The sequence below is a fragment of the Streptomyces sp. NPDC002676 genome, assembly GCF_053592455.1.
This window is the reverse complement of record NZ_JBSFVT010000066.1, coordinates 1-2,606: the sequence shown is the minus strand read 5'-3', so window position 1 is coordinate 2,606 and position 2,606 is coordinate 1. Positions and strand designations below refer to the sequence as shown.

Annotated in this window: 2 protein-coding genes and 1 pseudogene; 1 reads left to right on the top strand and 2 read right to left on the bottom strand. The window is 68.8% G+C overall.

Annotated features, from left to right (window positions below; translation table 11 throughout):
• A partial coding sequence (locus ACWD3E_RS43220) for a glycoside hydrolase family 65 protein (protein WP_451392931.1) occupies positions 1 to 1,610 on the top strand: 1,610 nt, incomplete at its 5' end.
• Positions 1,611 to 1,745: 135 nt separating this feature from the next.
• On the opposite strand, the pseudogene ACWD3E_RS43215 reads toward ACWD3E_RS43220, so the two are convergent.
• Together ACWD3E_RS43215 and ACWD3E_RS43210 are read right to left on the bottom strand one after the other, a co-directional pair.
• Positions 1,746 to 2,045, bottom strand: a pseudogene (locus tag ACWD3E_RS43215) (L,D-transpeptidase); the annotation flags it as partial.
• A 133-nt stretch (positions 2,046 to 2,178) separates the two neighbouring features.
• A complete protein-coding gene (locus tag ACWD3E_RS43210; RefSeq protein ID WP_451392930.1) occupies positions 2,179 to 2,475 on the bottom strand; it encodes a hypothetical protein in 297 nt (98 codons plus the stop codon).
• Between the last annotated feature and the right edge of the window lie 131 nt (positions 2,476 to 2,606).

Below are 2,606 nucleotides of genomic sequence, written 5' to 3'. Positions count from 1 at the left end.
AGTTCGTGGCCTACGGCTGGTCGGGGGAGCGCTCGCTGCCAGCCGTGCACGATCAGGTGGACGGGGCGGTGGCGGCCGCGGTCAGCACCGGCTGGGAGGGTCTGGCCGCGGCACAGCGGGCGTACCTGGATCGCTTCTGGGCGGGCGCGGACGTCGAGGTCGAGGGCAGCGCGCGTATCCAGCAGGCGGTGCGGTTCGCCCTCTTCCATGTGCTCCAGGCGGCGGCCCGTGGCGAGAACCGGGCGATTGCCGCCAAGGGTTTGACCGGAACCGGATACGACGGACACTGTTTCTGGGACACCGAGTCATATGTGCTGCCGCTGTTGACGTTCACCGCTCCGGGGGCCGTCGCATCGGCGCTGAGGGCGCGTCACCGGATGCTGCCGGCTGCGCGGGAACGCGCACGTCAGCTGGGGCTTGCGGGAGCGGCGTACCCCTGGCGCACCATCGACGGTGCCGAGTGTTCCGCCTACTGGCCGGCCGGCACGGCCGCCTTCCACATCAACGCCGACATTGCTCTGGCCTCCGACCGGTATGTCATGGTGACCGGGGACGAGGACTTCGAACGCGGTGAGGGGCTCGACCTCCTCGTGGACACCGCCCGGTTGTGGCGCTCGCTCGGACACCACGACGCGGAAGGCGTCTTCCACATCGACGGGGTCACAGGCCCCGACGAGTACAGCGCGATCACCCGCGACAACCTGTACACCAACCTGATGGCGCGGCAGAACCTGATCTCGGCCGCGAACGCTGCCGTGCGTCATCCCGAACGCGCCGCGGAACTCGGCGTCGACGACGAGGAGACCGCCGCGTGGCGGGATGCCGCGGCCCGTATGGCGGTGCCGTACAACGACGCGCTCGGCGTGCACGAGCAGTCGGCCGGTTTCACGAGTTTCCAGCGCTGGGACTTCGAGGCGACCCCGCCGGAGCACTATCCGCTCCTGCTCCACTATCCCTACTTCGACCTGTACCGCAAACAGGTCGTGAAACAGGCCGACCTGGTGCTGGCGATGACGGAGTGTCCGGATTGCTTCTCCGCCGAGCAGAAGGCACGCAACTTCGCCTACTACGAGGCCCTGACCGTCCGTGACTCCTCCCTGTCGGCGTGCTTCCAGGCGGTGCTGGCCGCCGAGACCGGGCACCTGCGTCTGGCCTACGCCTATCTCGGCGAGGCCGCGCTGATGGACCTGGACGATCTGGAGCACAACACCCGCGACGGGCTCCACATCGCTTCCCTCGCGGGCACGTGGATCGCGCTGGTCGCCGGATTCGGAGGCTTGCGCCGGTACATCGGCGAGGACGGGAGGCAGGACCTGCTGGCGTTCGCACCGCGCCTGCCGGAGGCGCTGTCCAGGGTGGCGTTCACGCTGCTGGTACGTGGACGCAGGCTGAAGGTGGACATCGGTCCGTCCCATGTGCGGTACCGCCTGGTAGAGGGCGAACCACTGGTTGTGCTGCATCACGGGGAGCCGACGTCCCTGACTTCCGCCGCGCCGGTGGACCGCCGGGTGCCGCCCGCACCCGTGCTCCCCGAGCCACAACAGCCGCCGGGCCGCGGCCCGGTGGGCCTGCACGTCGAGGAGGAGGACGGGGTGGCGATGCAGGAGTAGCGTCCAGGAGCCGCACTGTCTTTTCGGGCCGAAGGCTCTTCGAGCGCCCTGACCCCGCAGGCGGCGGCCGACATGGTGTCGGCCGCCGCCTGGCGGAAGTGGTTCCGGCTCAGCCAAGTGCAGAGTGGCGTGGTGTCAGTGGGTCGCGCTGCCCGCGACCCACTGGCTCCACGGTATGTTCCAGTCGCTGAGGCCGTTGTCCGGGGCCAACATGGTCTTGTCCGCCGAGTTCTTGACGATCACGACGTCACCGATCATCGAGTCGTGGAAGAACCACGCGGCGGGCTGTGTGCCGTCGCCGCCGTCCCTGACGTCCTTCAGGCCCACGCAGCCGTGGCTGGTGTTGACCTTGCCGAAGACCGAGACGGCACCCCAGTAGTGGCCGTGGATGAACGTGCCCGAGTCGGTCAGGCGCATGGCGTGCGGTATTGCCCGACGAGGCGGCGCCCAGGGTGGCATCGTCGACGCGCTTCATCGCGGGGCGTTGAACGACGGCGGAGAAGACGTCCGTCCCGCAGATGACGCCACCGCCAGGATGGCGACCGCGTCAGCAGAAGGTGCAGGAGTGTTATGCCGAGACGTCCACGGCCTCCTGGTCGAGCACCTTGCGCGTGATGCGTTCGGCCATCGCGGCGACCAGCACTCGAGGGCGACGCGGCGTCAGGTGGCCGCCAAGCGCGTTGCCGAAGCCGGGCGTCACGTAGGCGCGGTCGCGGTCGAGGGCCGCCAGCCCGGCCCGCACGACCGGGCCCGGCGCTGAGAACTTCCCGGTGACGGCGGCCTTGCGGGTGCCGATGGTGTCCAAGAAGGAGGTCTCCACGTCGTCCCCGCTGCTGTACTCGTTCAGGATCCGATTCCGGTCCATGAATGTCTTCAGGATGGTTCCGTCGGCGCCATTGTTACGAGTTGGTGCGTGATAGCGGGTGAGGCGTGTTCGCCCTACTCGCGGTCCTTTTCAGGTCATGACGGTGCGGTCGGAGACGAGGCTGGCGATGG

Coding starts and splice junctions, on each gene's coding strand:
- ACWD3E_RS43210 (WP_451392930.1), bottom strand. CDS start 2,475: ATGGACCGGAATCGGATCCTGAACGAGTACAGCAGCGGGGACGACGTG.